Here is a 16,907-nt window from a genome sequence, read left to right as displayed (position 1 = left end):
ACCAAACCGCTCGAGAACGTCGCCGGGCCAGTTCGGCACTGACTTCTGATTTCCAAAGGCTGAAAAAACCCCCACCAGTGAAACTGGCGGGGCTTTTTAATGAGACAGATCCAAAGAAAAACGCGGTCCCTGTGGGAGCTGGCTTGCCAGCGATGGCGGTGGTGACTTCAACTACCAATCGCTGGCAAGCCAGCTCCCACAGGTTCCGTGCAGGGCTTTTAATACAGATTCGGCTCCATCTCGAGTTCGACACCAAACCGCTCGAGAACGTCGCCCTGGATCTTCTGCGCCAGCTCATGCACCTGCTCGCCAGTCGCCTGGCCATAGTTCACCAGCACCAGCGCCTGCATCCTGTGCACACCGGCATCGCCGTCGCGATAACCTTTCCAGCCCGCCTGCTCGATCAACCAGCCCGCTGCCAGCTTCACCCGACCGTCGGCCTGTGGATAAGCCACGACACCCGGATGCTGGTCACGAATGCACTGGGCCAGTTCGGCACTGACCACCGGATTCTTGAAGAAACTTCCAGCATTGCCCAGCGTGGCCGGGTCCGGCAGTTTCTCTGCGCGAATGCTGCAGATCGCCTCGCTGACATCCCTGGCCGTCGGCTGCGTGATGCCCTGGTCTGCCAGGCGCTGACGCACCGGGCCGTAATCCAGATGTAGCGCCCCAACCCGGCTGAGCGCAAAACGCACCCGAAGAATGATCCAGCGTCCCGGATTTCGCTTGAAATGGCTGTCACGGTAGGCGAACTCGCACTCCTCCAGGCTGAACTCATGCAGATCGCCAGTCTGGCGATCCAGCGCGGTCAACCCGGCAAAGACATCCTTGATCTCGACACCATAGGCGCCGATGTTCTGCATCGGGGCGGCACCGACGGTACCGGGAATCAGGCTGAGGTTTTCCAGCCCGGCCAGGCCGTGCTCCAGGGTCCACTGCACGAACGGATGCCAGGGCTCCCCCGCCTCCGCCTCGACCACCACTCGCTCGCCATCATCCGAGAGCACGCGGATGCCGCTGCTGTTCATGCGCAGGACCAGCGCGGTGACGTCCCGGGTCAGCAAAAGGTTGCTGCCACCACCAATCACCAGGACCGGCAGGTCCTCGCTGGCGGCATAGGCCAGCAGTTGACGCACATCGTCGTCACTGCGGGCCTGGGCGAAATGAAGCGCCTCGGCGTCGATCCCGAAGCTGTTGTACGGCTTGAGGGAAACCTGCGATTCAACCTTGGCGCTCATAGCCGCCCCTTCAATTCGCTGACCAGCTCGCGACAGGCCGCTTCGATCAGGTCCAGCACATGCTCGAAGCCCTGCTCGCCGCCGTAGTAAGGATCCGGCACCTCGTCCAGGGCGCCTTCGTAGCGGCGCAGGAATAGGTCCAGCTCGGCGCTGGCGTGCCCCGGGCGCATCGCCTGGAGATTGGCCAGATTGCTCTTGTCCATGGCCAGGATCAGGTCATAACGGGTGAAGTCCTCCACGCTGACCTGCTGCGCCCGCTGGGCCGACAGATCGTAGCCACGCAACTGGGCGGCGCGACGGGTGCGGCTGTCCGGCGGGTTGCCGACATGCCAGTCGCCGGTGCCCGCCGACGCCACATGGATCACCTCGGCCAGCCCGGCTTCGGCCAATTGATGACGCAATACGCCTTCAGCGGTCGGCGAGCGGCAGATATTGCCCAGGCAAACGAAGAGGACGCGCATCAGGCCTCCAGCAAGCGCCGCACGCGCTCGAGGTCTTCGGCCGTATCGACACCCACGGGCGGCGCTTCCAGGGCATCGGCGACATGGATACGCACGCCATGCCAGAGCGCGCGCAACTGCTCCAGTGCTTCAGTCTGTTCCAGCCAGCACGGGCCCCAGCCAACGAAGTCCTGGAGGAAGCCGGCACGGTAGGCATACATGCCGATATGCCGACGGTAGGGCACCCCAGCCGGCAGTTGCTGGCGATCCCGGGCCAGCGCGTCACGGGCCCAAGGCAGCGGCGCACGGCTGAAGGTCAGGGCCAGCCCGTTGCAATCGGCGACCACCTTGACCACGTTCGGATTGAACAATGCCTCGACCGATTCGAGGGGCTCGCCAAGCGTAGAGATGCCCGCTTCCGGATGGGCAGCCAGGTTGGCGGCCACCTGGTCGATGATCGACGGCGGGATCAGCGGCTCGTCGCCCTGCACGTTGACCACGATGGCATCGGCAGGCAAGTCCAGCGCGGCCGCCACTTCGGCCAGGCGGTCGGTGCCGGATTCGTGGTCCGCGCGGGTCAGCAGGACCTCGGCACCGAACGCCTTGCAGGCCTCGACGATGCTGGCATCGTCGGTGGCGATGACCACGCGGGCAGCGCTGCTCTTGCGCGCCTGTTCCCAGACATGCTGGATCATCGGCTTGCCGGCGATCGCCAGCAGCGGTTTGTTCGGCAGGCGCGTAGAACGCAGCCGCGCCGGGATCACCACGGTGAAGACCAGGCTCATTTGTCCAGGCGCTCATCGTCGGTCAGGGTACGGGCTTCGCTTTCCAGCATCACCGGGATACCGTCGCGGATCGGATAGGCCAGGCCGGCACCCTTGCTGATCAGCTCGGTCTTGTCGGCGCTGAGCTTGAGCGGGCCCTTGGTGATCGGGCAAGCGAGGATATCGAGCAGTTTGGTGTCCATGGTGTGTTCCTCAGGCCTGTGGCCGAAACGAAATAGATCAGGGTTGCCGGCTATCCGGCAGCAATCGCGCCAGGCGCTCGTCGAGCCAGCTCACGAAGGCCGGCGACGGCTGCGCATCGACGGCAAGATACCACCAGTCATCCCCGGCGAAACTGCGACATTTCACGGCATCCTTCTCGGTCATCACCAGCGGCAGCGATGGCACGAACGCCAGGGCTTCGCCGCTGAACACGGCATGATCGGCGAAAGGATGCTCGACGGGAGCCCAGCCCAGCGTGCGCAAGGTATCGAAGAAGCGCTGCGGATTGCCGATACCGGCCACCGCATGCAGCGCCTGCCCAGCGGGAAAATGATCCAGCGGCCGGCGCTCGCCACTGCGCAGGTTGACCAGCGCCGTGGGTTGCAAGGTAAAGGCGTAACCGTCGTCGCGATCGGCCAGCGCACCGTTGTACAGCAGGGCATCGACCTCGCCCAGGCGCTCCACCGGTTCGCGCAGCGGACCGGCGGGCAGGCAGCGGCGATTGCCGAGACCACGGGCGGCGTCGATCAGCACCAGTTCCAGATCGCGGGCCAGACGGTAATGTTGCAGACCGTCGTCACACAGGATCAGGTCCAGCGGCTCGGCTTCGAGCAAGGCGCGCACGGCCCGGGAGCGGTCGGGGTCGATCATCAGCGGCACACCGCTGCGCTGCACGATCAGCAGGGGTTCGTCGCCGGCATGGGCGGCCGGCTGGTCGGCGCGTACCCGCCAGGGCAATTGCGGCGGCCTGGCGCCATAGCCACGGCTGACCACGCCGACCTTCAGCCCGCGCTGGCGAAAATGCTCGACGAGAAACAGGATCAGCGGCGTCTTGCCGGTGCCGCCCACGGTAATGTTGCCCACCACCAGCACCGGCACCGGCGCGCGGTAGATGCGGCCCTCGCCTGCCAGGAAGCGCTGGCGCTTGCCGCGCACGATCCTGCGGTAGAGGGCTTCGAGAGGAGACAGCAGGGCGAGCAGCGGGTGGCCCTTGTACCAGGCCTCCAGCAGGCGATCCGAGAAAGCCATCAGGGCGTCCCCGGTGCGGCCTCGACCGTGGTCATGCGCAAATGGCTGAAGCCGAGCTTGCCGGCCGCGTCCATTGCCGTCACCACCGCCTGGTGCGGAGTCTTACCATCGGCGCTGATCGCCAGCGGCAGCTTGGTATCACCGCCAGACTCCTTCTGCAGGGCCTCGGTCAGGGTCGCCAGGTCGCTTTTGGGCAGCAGGTGATTGTTCACCGAATAGACACCTTCGGCGCTGATGGTGATTTCCACCAGCTTCTGCTCGGATTCCGGCATCGGCGCGCCGCTGGAGGCTTCCGGCAGTTCGACGCGCAACTGCGTCTCGCGGGTGAAGGTGGTGGTGACCACGAAGAACAGCAAGAGGATGAACACCACGTCGATCAACGACGCCAGGTTGATATCCACGTTCTCGCGTTGCTTGCGCCGGAATTTCACGCTTTGCCCCCGGCCAGGTCGACATCACGGTCGCCCTGCAGCACTTCGACCAGCTTGATCGCCTCCTGCTCCATTCCCACCACCAGCTCGTCGATGCGGCGCTGCAGGAATCGGTGGAAGAACACCGCCGGGATGCCGACCATCAGGCCTGCGGCGGTTGTGATCAGCGCCTTGGAAATACCGCCGGCGAGCACGGCTGCGTTGGCCGTCATGCCCGAGCCCATGAACGAGCTGAAGATGTCGATCATCCCCAGCACGGTGCCGAGCAGGCCGAGCAACGGTGCCATGGCGGCGATGGTGCCGAGGGCGTTGATATAGCGCTCCAGCTCATGGATGACCCGGGCGGCGGCTTCCTCGATGCATTCCTTCATGATTTCGCGACCATGACGGGAATTGGCCAGGCCGGCGGCGAGGATCTCGCCCAGCGGCGAATCGGCCCGCAGCTCCTTGAGTTTCTCAGTGCTCAGTTGCTTGTCCTTGATCCAGCGCCAGACCTGGCCCAGCAGGTGCGGCGGGGTGACGCGGGCGGCACGCAGGGTCCACAGGCGTTCGGCAACGATAGCCATGGCGGCGATGGAACTCAGAATGATCGGCAGCATCATCCAACCACCGGACTTGACCAATTCCCACACTGTAAGGACCCCCTCGGAAAAAGTTCTGCACTCTACCATAGGGGGCCATGGCTGCCGAAGGCTGTCATGTCGGATCGCGCCAGAATTTGCCCCGCTCGCGCTCGCCACGCGCACTGCCGAAGCTGCCCAGGCGCAAATGCACCGCACCGAGCACGGCGCTGTCGTAGACAGCGATATGCCGCGCGGCGTAGCGGGCCATCACCAGCGGCGATGGATGACCGAAACCATTGTGGCGACCACGGGAAACCAACACCCCGCGAGGCCGCAGCACATCCAGGAACGCGGCACTGGACGAGGTCCGGCTACCATGATGCGGCGCCTGCAGCCAATCCACCGGCCCGGCCTGGAAGCCTTGCAGCCAGGCCTGCTCGGCGAAGCGGTCGATATCGCCGGCCAACAGCAGGGTTTCACCGGACGCCTCCACCTTCAGGACGCAAGAGTGCTGGTTGCTGTCATCCGCGCCCTGCCATTGCCAGAGTGAAAAGCGCACCTCGTTCCACACCCAGGCCTCGCCACTGGCACAGGCATCGGCCGGCCAGGACGGATCCGGCTCGCCGGCCACTACCCGGCCCACCGGCAAGCCTCGCTGCACTGCGAGGGCACCGCCGGCATGGTCGGCGTGGGCATGGCTGATCAACATCAGGTCCAGTCGGCGAATGCCAAGCTTGAGCAGGGTCGGCACCACCACCCGCTCGCCGAGATCCACATCGCCTCGCGCGGGACCGGCGTCGTAGAGCAAGGTGTGGTCCCGGGTGCGCAGAACGAACGCCTGCCCCTGGCCGACATCCAGTTGCCAGACATCCACCTGTCCCGGCGGAACGAAAGCTCTCGGGGTAAAGCCGGCGAGCAGCAACAGGGGCCAACCCAGCAGGCGCATCGGCAACCCTGCAGGCAGCAGCAACAGAAACGCGCCCAAGCAGACCAGCAGCCAGCTCCACAGCGGCAATGCCGGTGGAATCCAGGCCGGACGCCAGGCCGCCATCCAGCCGAGCAGATCGAACAACCATCCGAGCAAACCACCCGCCAGCCAGAGCAGCCCTTCGCCGACCAAGGGCAGCGGCAACAGCAAGGTTCCCGCCAGGGCCAGCGGCAGCACCAGGATGCTCAGCCAGGGCACCGCCACCAGGTTGGCCAGCGGCGCGCTGAGACTGACCGGCAAACCCAGCGCCAGCAGCGGCGGCAGCAGACCGATGGCGATGAACCATTGCACCCGCCCCCAGGCCGTCCAGATCGGCCAGCGTCCCAATCGACCGCCGAGCACCATGACCAGTACCGCAACGGCACCGAACGATAGCCAGAAGCCCGGCAACAGCGCTGCCAGCGGCTCGAACAACAGCACGCCGTTCAGCGCGACCAGCAACGGCCAGGCGACCCCGAGATGGCGAAAGCGCAAACGCCAGAGCAGCACGACCGCCAGCATAATGCAGGCACGCTGCACCGGGACCTGGAACCCGGCCAGCACGCCGTAGCCCAACGCAGCGGCGAACGCCAGCCCGCAGGCCCAGGGCAACCAGGGCTGGCGCTGCGGCCACCAGCCGAGGCGGAACAGGCCGACCACCAGCCCGTAGACCAAGCCGGCCAGCAAGCCGATATGCTGGCCGGAAATCACCAGCAGGTGCACGGTGCCGGTAGCTTGCAGGACGTTCCAGTCTTCCCGCGCCAGGCCGGCGCCATCGCCCAGCACCAGGGCCGCCAGCGCCGCCTCCCGGCCATTGGCCGGTGTCGCCAGCAACCGCTGGCGAATACCATCGCGCCAGGCACCACTGGCCGGCGCCGTGCGAACACCATCCTTGACCGAGCCCAGCCCGCCGATGCCCCGGGCCAGCAGCATCGCCTCGGCATCCGCGGCATGAGGATTGAGCAGGCCTTGCGGCCGTTTCAGATTGACCGCCAGGCGCCAGTGCTCGCCGCTGTTGAGCGCCGGGCCGTCCTGCCAGGTCAGGCGCAGGCGGCGCGGCAATTCGGCACGGCGTGATTGCGCGTCCTGCAACTCGAAGCGCACCCGCTGTCCACCCTGCTCCGGCAAACCGACCACCCGCCCCTCGATCCACAAGGTCCGGCCATCGAGCTGACGCGCCAGGCGATCATCCAGCGCGCTTTGTGCGCAGAGGCTGGACCAGCACACCCCGAAGAGGAAAAACGCCAGGGGGAACAAGCGCCGCCACAGGCAAACCAGGCACAGCACGGCGAGGACCGACAGCGTTCCGACGGACGGCAACGCGGTCAGAAAGATCGGACACAAAAGCCCGAGCGAGAGCGCCAACATCCCTGTGCGCATCGGTTGAACCCCGGATAAAACCATGACCTCGCAGGCTTAGCCTATGGCGAAGCGGGGCTCACTTATTAATTGTCACAAAGTCTGAATGGGCACAGTTTGTAATAGGTGCATACTTGCCCCTTCCGAACGCCGAGACCCCACATGCCGCGTCGACTTTTTAAACGCTACATGCCCGATCCGACGAGCATCCGGGAACATAAATCCTTACGTTTTCTCGGTCGGCTGCTGCATGACGCCAACCTCTGGCACTTGAACCGCCATTCGGTGGCCCGGGCCATGGCGGTAGGCCTGTTCGCCGCGTTCATTCCGATCCCGATGCAGATGCTGCTGGCCGCCAGCCTGGCGATCCTGGTGCGCGGCAACATGCCCATCGCCGTCAGCCTGGTCTGGCTGACCAATCCCATCACCATGCCCCCGGTGTTCTACTGCACCTACCAGATGGGCGCCTGGCTCATGGGCATTCCTCCACGCACCCTGCCCGAGGAAATCACCTTCGACTGGATCACCGAGCAGTTGTCGACCCTGTGGCAACCCTTCCTGCTCGGCTCGGTGGTCTGCGGGCTGCTGCTGGGCGCCCTCGCCTACTGCCTGACCATGCTCTATTGGCGCTGGTGGGTGGGCAGGCAGTGGCGCCGGCGCAAGGCGAGATCAGCTGCGCATTCCGCGCCCACTGACCAGTAGCCGGACGCAGCCGAAATACAGCACGGCGGTGGCGATCAGCATGAAGGTGATGGCCACGCCGATGCGGATGTCGGACACGCCGAGGATGCCATAGCGGAAAGAATTGACCATGTGCAGCACCGGGTTGGCCAGCGACACGGTCTGCCAGAACGGCGGCAGCAGGTTGATCGAGTAGAACACCCCGCCCAGGTAGGTCAGCGGCGTCAGGACGAAGGTCGGAATGATCGAGATATCGTCGAAATTCCGCGCGAACACCGCATTGATGAAGCCGAGCAGCGAGAAGATGGTCGCGGTGAGCAGCACCACCAGCACGGTGATGCCCAGGTGATGCACCTGCAGATGGGTGAAGAACAGCGACAGCAGCGTCACGATCACTCCGACTGCAAGCCCGCGCAGGACACCGCCCAGGGTGTAGCCCATCAGGATGGTGTGCGGCGACACCGGCGAGACCATCAGTTCCTCGATCGAGCGCTGGAACTTGCTGCCGAAGAAGCTGGAAACCACGTTGCCGTAGGAGTTGGTGATCACCGACATCATGATCAGGCCCGGCACGATGTACTCCATGTAGCTGAAGCCGCCCATGTCGCCGATCTGGCGGCCGATCAGGTTACCGAAGATCACGAAGTACAGGACCATGGTAATCGCCGGCGGCAGCAGGGTCTGCGGCCAGATCCGGGTGAAACGGCGTACTTCGCGGTAGACGATGGTGTTGAGGGCGACCAGGTTGGCGCGCAGTTCCGAACTCATATCGCCACCTTGGACAGATTCTTTTCAACCAGGGACACGAACAGCTCCTCGAGACGGTTGGTCTTGTTGCGCAGGCTGGTCACTTCGATGTTCTGCAAAGCCAGCTGAGTGAACAGCGCAGTGATGCCTGCATCCTTGTCCACCTGGACTTCCAAGGTATGGGCATTGATAAGGCGACACGGGTAGCCGGCCAGTTGCGGAGCCTGGGCCAGGTCATGGCGCAGGTCGAGGACAAAGGTTTCGACATGCAGCTTGCCCAGCAACTGGCGCATGCTGGTGTTCTCGACGATGGTGCCGTGGTCGATGATGCCGATGTTGCGGCACAGCTGCTCGGCCTCCTCCAGGTAATGGGTGGTGAGGATGATGGTAATGCCCTGCTGGTTCAGTTCGGTGAGGAAACTCCACATCGACCGGCGCAGCTCGATGTCGACACCGGCGGTGGGCTCGTCGAGGATCAGCAGGCGCGGCTGATGGATCAGCGCCCGGGCGATCATCAGGCGGCGCTTCATGCCGCCTGACAGCGAGCGGGAAGGCACGTCACGCTTTTCCCACAGGCCCAGTTGGGTCAGGTACTGCTCGGCGCGCTCCTTGGCGACCTTCGCCGGAATGCCGTAGTAACCCGCCTGGGTCACGACGATGTCGAAGGTCTTTTCGAACTGGTTGAAGTTGAACTCCTGGGGCACCACGCCGATGCTGCGCTTGAGCGCGGCAGGCTGGCGATCAAGGTCATGCCCGAAGACACTGACGCTGCCGCTGGTCTTGTTCACCAGGGTCGAAAGAATGCCGATGGTGGTGGATTTGCCGGCACCGTTGGGGCCCAGCAAGGCAAAGAAGTCGCCCTCGGCGACATCCAGGTCGATGCCCTTGAGGGCCTGGAAGCCATTGCCGTAGGTCTTGGTTAGCTGCCGAATGGACAGGGCTGAACTCATGGCGGGTCCGCGTACCTTTGGAATTGTTCGGGAAATCTGCCTAGCCGGGCATACCGGCCAGGAGAAATGCGGCCATGGTGCTCACCTTGGCCGCACAAGTACAGTCAACTCTATCGATATTAACTATCACATCGAGCGAAACGATCAGGTCAACGCGGTCATCACCGCCGCCTGGTAGGCCGGGCGTTCGCGCAGACGATCGTACCAGGCGCGCAGATGACGCATCTGCGGACGCTCGATGGGCATCTCGAACCAGGCGTAGACGAAGCAGCCCAAGGGGATGTCGCCCATGCCCACTTCCTGGCCGGACAGGAACGGCTGGGAGGCCAGGGCCTCGTCGGCGATCGACAACAAGTGTGCACAGGCCTTCTGCGCCGCGTTGATCGCCACCCAGTCCTGCTGGTCCGGTGGCGTACGCAGGATGCCCCAGAACAGGGGGCGGAACGGCGTGGCCAGGGACGAGGTGGTCCAGTCCATCCATTTCTCCGCCTTGGCCCGCACCACCGGATCCTCGGGATACCAGGAGGTACCGGGAGCGTACCTGGCACCCAGGTAGCGCACGATAGTGTTGGACTCCCAGAGCACCAGCCCGTCGTCCTCTATCGTTGGCACCACACCATTGGGATTGAGTGCGCGGTAGTGCGGCTCGTTGACCACGCCGAACGCTCCACCGGCATCCACCGCCTCGTACTGCAACCCCAGCTCCTGCGCGCACCACAGCACCTTGCGTACGTTGCTGGAATTTTTCCGACCCCAGATCTTGAGCATTTTTACATCCTGTTACCTGCGAGGGAGGCCCAGTCTACCCCAGCTCGCTGCCCAGGCAACCGCCGCCGAACTCCTTTGGAAAGGACCTGTCACTGTTCAGACGAGGCCGTTGCGCAGAGACCGACTACGCTCTGACGGATGTCCTGACACGTGAAAGGTTTCCAGGAGGAAAGACTATGTTGCTGTTGTGGTTGCTTGTGCTCGTACTCGGGGCCGCCTGGCTCGCGCATCGCCGTACCCCCGCCCTGCCCGCCCTGGCACTGGTGGCGGCCTATGTGATTGCCATGGGCATCTTTTCGCGGGCACCGGGCTGGCTGGTCTTCGTGCTGTTGCTGATGGTCGCCGCCATCGCCGCGCCCCTGTTGCTTCCAGACCTGCGCCGCAAGCTGCTCACCGCGCCGCTGTTCGCCTGGTTCCAGCGCACCCTTCCGCCGATGTCGGTCACCGAGCGCGAAGCCATAGACGCCGGCACCGTGTGGTGGGACGGGGAACTGTTCAGCGGCCGCCCGAACTGGAACACCCTGCTGGGCTACTCGAAGCCTGAACTCACCGTGGAAGAACAGGCGTTCATCGACGGCCCCACGGAAGAACTCTGCGCCATGGTCAGCGACTGGCAGATCGGTCAGGACATGGACCTGCCAGCACAGGCCTGGGAGCACATCAAGACCCATGGATTCTTCGCCCTGATCATCCCCAAGGAGTACGGAGGCAAAGGTTTTTCCGCCTACGCCCATTCCCAGGTGGCGATGAAGCTGGCCACCCGCAGCGGTGACCTGGCCTCGACCGTGATGGTCCCCAACTCGCTCGGCCCAGCAGAATTGCTGCTGCATTACGGTACTGATGAGCAGCGCAACCACTACCTGCCGCGCCTGGCCCGTGGCGAAGAAATTCCGGGTATCCGGAATTTCTGGTTGATAAAATGCCAAAGATGTAAAGAAGAAAATCTTTCTCAGCGGATTATCTGATTGATCCTCTTCAGCCTACTCTACTGCCAATTTTCTGTTTCCACCTTCGCCTGAGTCTTCATAGCGATGCTGACTAGGGAGGACAGCGAGAGCTGGGCAAGCGTCAAAGCGGTTCTGGTTCATGCGCAATCCGGACACCTGCACAACATTCCTCTTGTAAGAAACCGATCAAATTCTCTAGGTGCCCATACTCGGGTATACAGACAATCGTGCGGCTATGTTTCTCCTGCCGGATCAGCCCTACCTTGGCCATGCGCGCAAGGTGATGTGATAGCGTCGAAGCAGGAATACCCAGCCCCTTCTGGATATCTCCGACCGAAGCCCCATCATGGCCAGCTTTGACCAGAAAGCGGAACACGGACAGTCGGTGACTATTCCCTAGCTCAGCTAAGCTGGCTGCAACCTTTTCGTGATCCATAGCACGCCCCAATAATTCGATGTTTCTAGAATTATAGTTGACAGGTCGGATAAACGCAAGTAGGCTGCGTACATCATTTCGACAATACTAGAAATATAGGAGTAATATTGAATGTCATCTCAACTCCAAGACGCTCTAGGCATGTTCGCCTTTCTCGCTATCGAGCTATCGGTTTTATTCATTGGCATTAGCTTGCTGGTCGGAGTTCTTCAACGTCACATCCCACCATCCAAGGTGGAAGCGTTACTGACTTCCAGTGGGAAGCGAGGCTATTTTCTTGCTGCTGGTTTAGGAGCTATAACGCCCTTCTGTAGTTGCTCGACTATCCCCATGTTGAAAGGGTTGATTCGGGCACGGGCCGGTTTTGGGCCGATGATGGTGTTTCTTTTCTCATCTCCGTTGCTGAATCCTATCGTCGTCGGCCTGCTGGTTGCCACGTTTGGATGGACACTTACTGCTATCTATGTGCTCGCCGCTTTGGTGGTCGCGGTAGGTGCCGGATGGCTGCTTCACACGCTTGGCTTCGAGCGTTATGTGCGCCGGACGGCGACACAAGAGAGCAGTGGATGTAGTTCATCAGCAAGCCCGTGCAGTGCTACATCGACCGCATCGAGTTGCGGCACCAACAGCTGCGACACCACTCCGAAGACGGCTTCTTGCGGGGCTGATAGGAAGACAACAGTCTCTACGTCTAGCGAATGCTGTGACAGTCAACCCACTGTCACGGTTAAGAAAGAAGGGAAGTACAGTGGTGTGTGGCGGGAAGCTTGGTCGGACTTTATCGATGTGTTGCCTTACCTGCTCATCGGTATTGCGATTGGCAGCGTGATCTATGGTTTCATGCCCACTGACTTATTGGAGCAGTATGCAGGCCCAGATAATCCCTTTGCCATTCCAGTTGCCGCTGTCATCGGCGTGCCGTTGTATATTCGCGCTGAAGCCGTCATACCTCTGGCAGCGGCTCTGATGGCCAAAGGCGTGGGTGCCGGGACGGTGCTAGCGTTGATCATCGGCAGTGCCGGAGCCAGCCTGACTGAGCTCATTCTGTTGCGCTCTTTGTTCACGCTGAAGCTTTTAGCGGCGTTTTTAGCAGTCATTTTTGCTATGGCGATGATTGCCGGTTACGCCACCTACCTGTTTTTCTGATCAAGGCGGGAGATGATTAATTCGTTAAGCCTTCCTGGGTACCAGTTGGTGGATTCTGATGAGCAGAATGAAGACATACATTTTCGGCTTGAAGCACCTACACCAGTAGCCTGCGAGGGGTGCGGCGTGCAGGGTGAGTTCGTGCGGTTCGGCAAGCGTGACGTTCCCTATCGTGATCTGCCCATCCACGGCAAGCGGGTCACTCTCTGGGTGGTCCGCCGCCGATACACCTGCCGGGCCTGCAAGACAACATTCAGGCCCCAGCTACCGGAGATGGTGGACGGATTCCGTATGACACTGCGGCTGCATGAGTACGTGGAGAAGGAATCCTTCAACCACCCCTACACCTTTGTGGCGGCACAGACCGGCCTGGACGAGAAGACGGTGCGCGACATCTTCAACGCCCGCGCCGAGTTCCTGGGGCGCTGGCACCGCTTCGAGACGCCCCGCATCCTGGGCATTGACGAGCTATACCTGAACAAGCGCTACCGCTGCATTCTGACCAACATTGAGGAGCGAACCCTGCTCGACCTGCTGGCCACCCGCCGCCAGGACGTGGTGACCAACTACCTGATGAAGCTGAAAGACCGGCAGAAGGTCGAGATCGTCAGCATGGACATGTGGAACCCCTACCGGGCAGCGGTCAAGGCTGTGCTGCCCCAGGCCCGTATCGTGGTCGATAAGTTCCATGTGGTGCGCATGGCCAACGATGCCCTAGAGAGAGTGCGCAAGGGCCTCAGAAAGGAGCTGAAACCGTCCCAGAGCCGGACTCTCAAGGGAGACCGGAAAATCCTGCTGAAACGCGCTCACGAAGTCTCAGACCGGGAGCGCCTCATCATGGAGACCTGGACAGGCGCGTTCCCGCAACTGCTGGCCGCCTACGAGCACAAGGAGCGCTTCTACGGCATCTGGGACGCCACCACACGGCTCCAGGCAGAAGCCGCCCTGGACGAGTGGATAGCCACCATCCCGAAGGGCCAAAAGGAAGTCTGGAGCGATCTGGTCAGGGCAGTGGGAAACTGGCGCGAAGAGACCATGACCTACTTCGAGACGGACATGCCCGTCACCAACGCTTACACGGAGTCCATCAACCGACTGGCCAAGGACAAGAACCGTGAAGGGCGCGGTTACTCCTTCGAGGTGATGCGGGCACGAATGCTCTACACCACGAAGCACAAGAAGAAGGCACCGACTGCGAAGGTCTCTCCTTTCTACAAGAAAACCATCGGTTACGGACTGCCGGACTTCGCAGAGGAACTCAACTACGGAGTCGATCTATCAACCATCTGATAATGGTATCAGGTTGGTGGGGTAAAGGTGCCCCATCAACCATTAAATCCGTATACCCGAAATTCCCTGTTTCGCCCTGACCGGCCCGCTGGCCGGCTCCGACGCCGGTGCAATGCCGGACACCGGGATCATTTGCAAAGGCCAATGGAAAGGCGAAGAAGTCATCGGCCTGCGCCTGAACTGGGAAAAGCGCTACATCACCCTCGGACCTGTCGCAACCCTGCTCGGCCTGGCCTTCAAGGCATACGACCCCGAGCACCTGCTGGGCGAGGAAGACGAACTGGGCATCAGCCTGGCGCTGATCCCCACCGACACGCCCGGCGTCGAGATCGGCAAGCGCCACCTGCCCCTCGGCGCGGCGTTCATGAACGGCCCCAACGAAGGCAAGGACGTGTTCATCCCGCTGGACTTTCTCATCGGCGGCCAGGCCATGCTCGGCAAGGGCTGGATGATGCTGATGAACTGCCTGTCGGTAGGCCGGTCGATCTCGCTGCCGGCCGTGGGTACCGGCGCGGCCAAGTTCACCAGCCTGGTCAGTGGCCAGTACACCCGGATCCGCGAACAGTTCAACGTGCCCCTGGCGGCCTTCGAAGGCATCCAGGAATCCCTGGCGCGCATCGGCGGCAACGCCTGGCTGATGGACAGCGCCCGCCTGCTCACCGCCAAGGCGGTGGACCTGGGCGAAAAGCCCTCGGTGCTGTCGGCGATCCTCAAGTACCACCTTACCGAGCGCGGCCGCGAGTGCATCCAGCACGCCATGGATATCCACGGCGGCAAGGGCATCATCATGGGCCCGAACAACTACCTGGGCCGCAACTGGCAGGGGGCGCCGATCTTCATTACCGTGGAGGGTGCCAACATTCTTTCGCGTAACCTGATGATCTTCGGCCAGGGCGCGATCCGCTGCCATCCGTTCGTGCTCAAGGAGATGGCCCTGGCCGGACGCGAGGACCGTGATCAGGCGCTGCGTGAATTCGACCGGTTGCTGATGCAGCATATCGGTTTCGCCGTCGGCAATGCGGCAAGTACCCTGGTGCTGGGGCTGGGCCTCGGGCATTTCGAGAAAGTCCCCGGCGACCCGCTGAGCCAGGGCTACTTCCGCGCGTTGAACCGCCAGGCCGCAGCCTTTGCCCTGCTTGCCGACCTGTGCATGATGCTGCTCGGTGGCGAACTTAAACGCCGGGAGCGCCTGTCGGCGCGCCTGGGTGATGTTCTCAGCTACCTGTACCTGGGTTCGGCAGCGCTCAAGCGCTACCACGACCTGAATTCCCCTTCGCATCTGCAACCCCTGCTGCGCTGGGCCATGGAAGAAAGCCTCGGCCAGGCGGAACAGGCGCTGGACCGGCTGCTCGACAACTTCCCCAACCGCCTGCTCGGCTGCGCGTTGCGCCTGGTGGTGTTCCCGTTTGGCCGCCGGCATACAGGGCCAAGCGACGAACTGGACGCGGAAATCGCCGAACTGATCGGTCGCAGTGCCGGGGACCCGGCGCTGGAAGCGCTGCTCGACGGCTGCTACCGCCCGACCGATCCAGAAGATCCGGTAGGCGCGCTGCAGCACGCCAGCCAGTTGCTGGGCGACAGTGCCGACGCCCACAAGAACCTGCGCCATGCCCTGAAAAACGGAGAATTCACAGTCGATGCCGGCGAGTCGCTGATCGACGCGGCGCTGCGCAGCGGTGCGCTGGACACGGCACAAGCGGAAAAACTGCGTGAGGCCGAAGCGGCGCGGCGCAAGGTCATCGATGTCGATGCCTTCACCAAGGAGGAACTGCTACCGAGCGCCGGCAAGGTGCGCTGATCGTCATCCGACCGGGACATCGGGCGCGGGGGGCCTTATACTCCCGCGCCCGTTTTTGCTTTAGAGGATCGCCCGCATGGCCAATGCACACCTGGACTACCACCTTGTCCTGCTCAAACACCTGCGCAGCATCCTCGCCGCCCTGGGCGAAGCCGAGCAGGTACCGGAAGAGAGCCACGCCCTGTTCCTCGAACGCTTCGACGAACTGCTGGAACAACTGCCGCAGGACCCGCTGGAAAGCCAGTACCTGGGCCAGGACCTGATGTGCCAGGTCATCCAGCGTTATCCACAGATCGCCCACCTGGTACCGCGGGACCTGCTGTGGTTCTTCGGTGGTGATTGCCTGCACTTCATGCCGGATGAAGAACTGGATCTGTACCAGGAGCTGGAAGAACGCCGTTACGCTGCTGAGCAGAACGACGAGCCGTTCGACTGGAACCAGGAAAAGCAGTTGCTGAGCATGTCCGAGCAGGACAGCAAGCACTGAAAAGTGTGGGAGCTGGCTTGCCAGCGATTGCTGCTGTGAATTCACAACAGTAATCGCTGGCAAGCCAGCTCCCACAGGGTGCGCGCCGCGTTTTGAATTGTGTTTTTAAGCAGAAACGAAAAAAGGACCCGAAGGTCCTTTTTTCCTGGCTACCCGACCCGAAGATCCAGTAGCGCCATATTTGGAGCGGGAAACGAGACTCGAACTCGCGACCCCGACCTTGGCAAGGTCGTGCTCTACCAACTGAGCTATTCCCGCATATTGGCGTCCCCTAGGGGACTCGAACCCCTGTTACCGCCGTGAAAGGGCGGTGTCCTAGGCCACTAGACGAAGGGGACTCTTCCTGAAACAAGCAGTCGCTTGATTCAGTGACCAGTATCGAAAGCATGGGCTTCAAAACTGGATTTTTTACAAGTCCCGCCATGAAGGCGAAACCTTTGTAAATTGGAGCGGGAAACGAGACTCGAACTCGCGACCCCGACCTTGGCAAGGTCGTGCTCTACCAACTGAGCTATTCCCGCATTGGCGTCCCCTAGGGGACTCGAACCCCTGTTACCGCCGTGAAAGGGCGGTGTCCTAGGCCACTAGACGAAGGGGACACGCTACAACTTTTCACTTCCTGCCGCGTTTCGCTGTGTGCTTTA

General features: G+C 62.3%; 16 protein-coding genes, 4 tRNA genes and 2 pseudogenes. 6 read left to right on the top strand and 16 right to left on the bottom strand.

Annotated elements, in window-relative coordinates; all coding sequences use genetic code 11:
• Nucleotides 1–218: 218 nt before the first annotated feature.
• The 8 genes from murB to CSV86_RS03875 all read right to left on the bottom strand — a co-directional run bounded on the left by murB (nucleotide 219) and on the right by CSV86_RS03875 (nucleotide 7,034).
• Nucleotides 219–1,238 carry a UDP-N-acetylmuramate dehydrogenase gene (gene murB / locus CSV86_RS03910; protein WP_170394369.1) on the bottom strand — a complete coding sequence of 340 codons (1,020 nt, stop codon included), beginning with the start codon at nucleotides 1,236–1,238 and terminating at the stop codon, nucleotides 219–221.
• Nucleotides 1,235–1,699 carry a low molecular weight protein-tyrosine-phosphatase gene (locus CSV86_RS03905; RefSeq protein ID WP_009406871.1) on the bottom strand — a complete coding sequence of 155 codons (465 nt, stop codon included), beginning with the start codon at nucleotides 1,697–1,699 and terminating at the stop codon, nucleotides 1,235–1,237. Before CSV86_RS03905 ends, murB begins: the two co-directional genes overlap by 4 nt.
• Nucleotides 1,699–2,463, bottom strand: coding sequence for a 3-deoxy-manno-octulosonate cytidylyltransferase (kdsB, locus tag CSV86_RS03900; RefSeq protein ID WP_009406872.1), 765 nt, complete (start codon nucleotides 2,461–2,463; stop codon nucleotides 1,699–1,701). The genes CSV86_RS03905 and kdsB overlap by 1 nt, the downstream gene beginning before the upstream one ends.
• On the bottom strand, nucleotides 2,460–2,645 hold the full coding sequence (locus tag CSV86_RS03895; protein ID WP_003247142.1) for a Trm112 family protein: 186 nt from the start codon (nucleotides 2,643–2,645) through the stop codon (nucleotides 2,460–2,462). Before CSV86_RS03895 ends, kdsB begins: the two co-directional genes overlap by 4 nt.
• Before the next feature lie 37 nt (nucleotides 2,646–2,682).
• Nucleotides 2,683–3,693 (bottom strand): tetraacyldisaccharide 4'-kinase, encoded by a 1,011-nt coding sequence (gene lpxK, locus CSV86_RS03890; RefSeq protein ID WP_009406886.1) that lies wholly within the window; start codon nucleotides 3,691–3,693, stop codon nucleotides 2,683–2,685.
• Nucleotides 3,693–4,124 (bottom strand): flagellar polar localization protein PocB, encoded by a 432-nt coding sequence (gene pocB / locus CSV86_RS03885; protein ID WP_009406888.1) that lies wholly within the window; start codon nucleotides 4,122–4,124, stop codon nucleotides 3,693–3,695. The genes lpxK and pocB overlap by 1 nt, the downstream gene beginning before the upstream one ends.
• Entirely contained in the window at nucleotides 4,121–4,756 is a 636-nt protein-coding gene (gene pocA, locus CSV86_RS03880) for a flagellar polar localization protein PocA (protein ID WP_009406890.1), read from the bottom strand. The genes pocB and pocA overlap by 4 nt, the downstream gene beginning before the upstream one ends.
• A 64-nt stretch (nucleotides 4,757–4,820) precedes the next feature.
• Complete coding sequence (locus tag CSV86_RS03875; RefSeq protein WP_037062196.1) at nucleotides 4,821–7,034, bottom strand: DNA internalization-related competence protein ComEC/Rec2; 2,214 nt, start codon at nucleotides 7,032–7,034, stop codon at nucleotides 4,821–4,823.
• Between the two features lie 141 nt (nucleotides 7,035–7,175).
• Here CSV86_RS03875 and CSV86_RS03870 point away from each other — a divergent pair, with 141 nt between their 5' ends.
• Entirely contained in the window at nucleotides 7,176–7,715 is a 540-nt protein-coding gene (locus CSV86_RS03870) for a DUF2062 domain-containing protein (protein WP_037062198.1), read from the top strand.
• Here the strand turns inward: CSV86_RS03870 and CSV86_RS03865 are convergent.
• The 3 genes from CSV86_RS03865 to CSV86_RS03855 form a co-directional block, all read right to left on the bottom strand.
• Nucleotides 7,683–8,462 carry an ABC transporter permease gene (locus CSV86_RS03865; protein ID WP_170394366.1) on the bottom strand — a complete coding sequence of 260 codons (780 nt, stop codon included), beginning with the start codon at nucleotides 8,460–8,462 and terminating at the stop codon, nucleotides 7,683–7,685. The two genes, CSV86_RS03870 and CSV86_RS03865, sit on opposite strands and share 33 nt — an antisense overlap.
• Nucleotides 8,459–9,391 carry an ABC transporter ATP-binding protein gene (locus CSV86_RS03860; RefSeq protein ID WP_009394829.1) on the bottom strand — a complete coding sequence of 311 codons (933 nt, stop codon included), beginning with the start codon at nucleotides 9,389–9,391 and terminating at the stop codon, nucleotides 8,459–8,461. The genes CSV86_RS03865 and CSV86_RS03860 overlap by 4 nt, the downstream gene beginning before the upstream one ends.
• A 144-nt stretch (nucleotides 9,392–9,535) precedes the next feature.
• Nucleotides 9,536–10,159: a glutathione S-transferase family protein gene (locus CSV86_RS03855; protein ID WP_009394827.1), complete on the bottom strand. Its 624-nt coding sequence runs from the start codon at nucleotides 10,157–10,159 to the stop codon at nucleotides 9,536–9,538.
• A gap of 176 nt (nucleotides 10,160–10,335) precedes the next feature.
• Here CSV86_RS03855 and CSV86_RS03850 point away from each other — a divergent pair.
• Nucleotides 10,336–11,052, top strand: a pseudogene (locus CSV86_RS03850) (acyl-CoA dehydrogenase family protein); the annotation flags it as partial.
• A 175-nt stretch (nucleotides 11,053–11,227) separates the two neighbouring features.
• On the opposite strand, the gene CSV86_RS03845 reads toward CSV86_RS03850, so the two are convergent.
• Entirely contained in the window at nucleotides 11,228–11,542 is a 315-nt protein-coding gene (locus tag CSV86_RS03845; protein WP_000349485.1) for an ArsR/SmtB family transcription factor, read from the bottom strand.
• A gap of 141 nt (nucleotides 11,543–11,683) precedes the next feature.
• On the opposite strand from CSV86_RS03845, the gene CSV86_RS03840 reads away from it, so the two are divergent.
• The 4 genes and pseudogenes from CSV86_RS03840 (at nucleotide 11,684) to CSV86_RS03825 (ending at nucleotide 16,263) form a co-directional block, all read left to right on the top strand.
• Nucleotides 11,684–12,688 (top strand): permease, encoded by a 1,005-nt coding sequence (locus CSV86_RS03840; RefSeq protein ID WP_040363373.1) that lies wholly within the window; start codon nucleotides 11,684–11,686, stop codon nucleotides 12,686–12,688.
• 12 nt (nucleotides 12,689–12,700) lie between these two features.
• Nucleotides 12,701–13,978: an ISL3 family transposase gene (locus CSV86_RS03835; protein WP_000610830.1), complete on the top strand. Its 1,278-nt coding sequence runs from the start codon at nucleotides 12,701–12,703 to the stop codon at nucleotides 13,976–13,978.
• Between the two features lie 58 nt (nucleotides 13,979–14,036).
• Nucleotides 14,037–15,776, top strand: a pseudogene (locus tag CSV86_RS03830) (acyl-CoA dehydrogenase); the annotation flags it as partial.
• A 76-nt stretch (nucleotides 15,777–15,852) separates the two neighbouring features.
• Nucleotides 15,853–16,263: a PA2817 family protein gene (locus tag CSV86_RS03825; RefSeq protein ID WP_009398349.1), complete on the top strand. Its 411-nt coding sequence runs from the start codon at nucleotides 15,853–15,855 to the stop codon at nucleotides 16,261–16,263.
• Between the two features lie 182 nt (nucleotides 16,264–16,445).
• Here CSV86_RS03825 and CSV86_RS03820 read toward each other — a convergent pair.
• From CSV86_RS03820 to CSV86_RS03805, 4 genes are all read right to left on the bottom strand, one after another.
• A tRNA-Gly gene (locus CSV86_RS03820) sits at nucleotides 16,446–16,521 on the bottom strand.
• Between the two features lie 4 nt (nucleotides 16,522–16,525).
• Nucleotides 16,526–16,601: transfer RNA gene (locus CSV86_RS03815), tRNA-Glu, on the bottom strand.
• A gap of 107 nt (nucleotides 16,602–16,708) precedes the next feature.
• A tRNA-Gly gene (locus CSV86_RS03810) sits at nucleotides 16,709–16,784 on the bottom strand.
• A 2-nt stretch (nucleotides 16,785–16,786) separates the two neighbouring features.
• A tRNA-Glu gene (locus CSV86_RS03805) sits at nucleotides 16,787–16,862 on the bottom strand.
• Between the last annotated feature and the right edge of the window lie 45 nt (nucleotides 16,863–16,907).

This window comes from Pseudomonas bharatica CSV86 (assembly GCF_000319305.2).
Taxonomy (GTDB): Bacteria; Pseudomonadota; Gammaproteobacteria; order Pseudomonadales; family Pseudomonadaceae; genus Aquipseudomonas; species Aquipseudomonas bharatica.
Note: the sequence above shows the minus strand (reverse complement) of the source record. Positions and strands in the feature narration are given on the sequence as shown.